At 75.4% G+C, this 2634-nt stretch carries 2 protein-coding genes and 1 pseudogene; all 3 read right to left on the bottom strand.

Annotated elements, in window-relative coordinates; all coding sequences use genetic code 11:
* Positions 1-921, bottom strand: a pseudogene (locus KS423_RS43150) (hypothetical protein); the annotation flags it as partial.
* Entirely contained in the window at positions 918-1310 is a 393-nt protein-coding gene (locus KS423_RS43145; RefSeq protein ID WP_374120160.1) for a cobalamin B12-binding domain-containing protein, read from the bottom strand. The gene KS423_RS43145 and the pseudogene KS423_RS43150, both read right to left, overlap by 4 nt.
* Positions 1311-1591: 281 nt before the next feature.
* Positions 1592-2634: XRE family transcriptional regulator (locus KS423_RS43140; protein ID WP_224285155.1), on the bottom strand; the 1043-nt coding region annotated here is incomplete at its 5' end.

Raw genomic sequence — 2634 nt, 5'->3', positions numbered from 1 at the left:
GGCGGCGGTCTCCAGCGCCCGGACGTTCTCGGCGACGGTCGGGATGCGGTGCGCCTCGGCCGTGGTCTTGACGATCAGCCGGGCCGCGCCGCCGCGCACCGCGAGCCGCGCCGCGTCCTCCAGCAGCAGCCGCGCGCCGCCGGGCGAGCGCGGGAACACGCCCATGTACGCGTACACCACGAGGTGCCAGTCGACGTCCGTGAGCAGCTCGCCCGCGATCCGGCCGAGCGCGGCCAGCGCCTCCTCGTCCTGGCGGGCGTTGGCCTGCTGGGCGTAGCTGAGCGAGATGCTGCGCAGGCCGTGCCGACGGAAGAACAGCGCCTCCAGCACGCTGACGGCGATCAGCAGCGAGGGCGGGCAGAGCTGTCCCATCAGGCAGCCGCCGAACGTCTCCAGGTGCGGCTCGGCACCGAACTCCCGGATGCTTGCCAGGAGTTCGCAGCTGCGCCGCCAGCGGGCCACCGCCTCGTGGAGCGGGGTGCGGCCGTACGGCAGGCAGTAGGAGACCGGTCCGCCCTCGGTGGCGTCGAGACCGGCCGCCAGCAGCGCCTCGAAGATCCGCTCCGGTGCGGCCGAGCCGTGCCGGACCTGCACCGGGAAGCCCGCGTCCGCCACTCCGCGCAGCACCGCCCGGGTGACCTCGACCGGGTGGGTGGCGATCGGGTAGCCGTTGAGGCCCGCCCCGACGGCCAGGGCGCGCCGCGCGGCCGCGAGGTCGCCGGTGCGGGTGTAGCTGTCCAGGGTGATGGTGCCGACGGTGACGGCGGCCGCCGCCCGGGTGGCGAGCAGGCCCTCCCGCATCCGGGCCGCGTCCGCCATCCCCATCCGGGGTTGGACCACGAGGGCGCCGGCCTCGGCGGCCTTCGCCACGAACGCGCCGAAGCCCGTCCCGGCAGGACCCGACCCGGCAGGACCGGTCACAGCAGGACCCTGGAGCGCAGTCCGCCGACGAACTCGCGGAACCCGGCCACCGCGGCGCCCTCCTCGAAGACCGCGTCGAAGCCGGCCGCCAGCAGGGTCCGCTCGCGGTCGGGGTCGTCGGCTCCGGCGATGCCGAGCTTGCCGCCGATGACGGTCGGGGTGCCCCGCAGTTCCGGGCAGGCACGCAGGGCCTGGATCACCCGCAGGCCCTCCTGGTGGCCGTGCCCGTTGACGCTGCTGATCACGATCAGGTCCGGTTCCGTCCGGCGGCATTCGGAGAGCAGCAGCGCGTCCGGGACGCACGCGCCCAGATTCGTCACCCGGTGGCCCATCTCCTCCAGCAGGAACTGGAGGAACACCAGGTTCCAGGTGTGCGAATCCGAGGCCATCGTCGTCACGACGACGTCCAGACCGTTCTGTTCGGCATTTCCGTGCTCCACAACTCAGCCCTCATCGGTAGAGATCGTCGATGGCATTCCGGCGCGCGTGTCGCGGCGGCCCCGCCCACGGAGAACGCTAGGAACGATCGGGCCCGGCAAGCGGCAGCTCCTGCGGCATTAAGCGGCAGAATCAGCGGGATCGGCGGGATCGGCGGGATCGGCGCCCGGCCGCCGCGGCGCGGCGCGGCCGGTCCGCACCGGCCGGCCCGCGACGCACGCCCCCTCGACGGTCAGCCCGCGACGGCCAGCAGCGGAACGTCCCCGCCCGAACCGAGCCGGACCGCGGGCTCCTCCCGGACGAGGCGCCGGCACAGGTTGAGCACCGTGAAGCGCACGCCGTCCCGGGCGGGCACACTACGGATCAGCCCGCGCGACAGCAGTTCGTGCACCGTGGCCAGGCAGGTCTGCAGCGCCCAGCCGCTGCGGACCACCGCATCCTCCCCCGACCAGTCCCCCGGCTCGTCCACGAGCACTTCCAGCAGGGCGCGCTGACGGTCCGTCAGTTGCCGGATGGCCGGCTCCACCTCGTCCCGCAGGTCACCGCGCGCGCCGAACACCACCGGCGGCGCCGCCAGCGTGAACGGGACGGCCCCCAGCCGGGCCACCAACTGGGCGGTGGACTGCACCAGCGCCCACCCCGCCGCCCGCTCCAACGCGCCCGGCAGGCCGTCCAGGTGGCGGCACAGCTCCGCGACGGCGGGCGCCTCGGAGCGCTCCAGGGTGTAGCCGGGACGCAGTCGGCACAGGTGCGACAGCAACAGCCGGACGGCCCCGACCTGCGCCAACGCCTCCGGTTCGGCATCGAGTTCGGGCGCCGGGACGGGCAGCGGCGCGAGCGGGATGACCTGGCCGCCGGGCAGCGGCCGGGCCTCCCGGGCGGTGATCAGCACCCGCAGCCCGGGGCAGTGGTGGAACAGCCCGTCCAACTGCCCGGCGTCCACCCCGCCGTCGGCGCCGTCCAGCACCAGCAGGGCGGGCCGGTCGCCGATGTCCCGGACGAGGTCGTCCAGCCGTCCGCGCCAGGGGTGCGGGCCACCACCGCAGTCCACCCAGCGCACCGACCAGCGGACGGCCAGGTGCAGCCGGCGGGCCACCTCCAGGGCGAGCCGGGACTTGCCCACCCCGCCGAGGCCCACCAGCGACACCAGCCGGTCCCCGTGCACGGCGAAGGCGTCGGCCAGCACCTCGGCCTCCGCCTCCCGGCCGACGATCGCCCCGCGCGCCACCGGCGGGGCGGCCGGCTCGGCCACCGGCTCGTCCGCGAGCGGGTGCC

The organism is Streptomyces sp. LS1784 (assembly GCF_020103755.1).
Classification (GTDB): Bacteria; Actinomycetota; Actinomycetes; order Streptomycetales; family Streptomycetaceae; genus Kitasatospora.
This window is presented reverse-complemented; position numbering and strand designations above follow the sequence as displayed.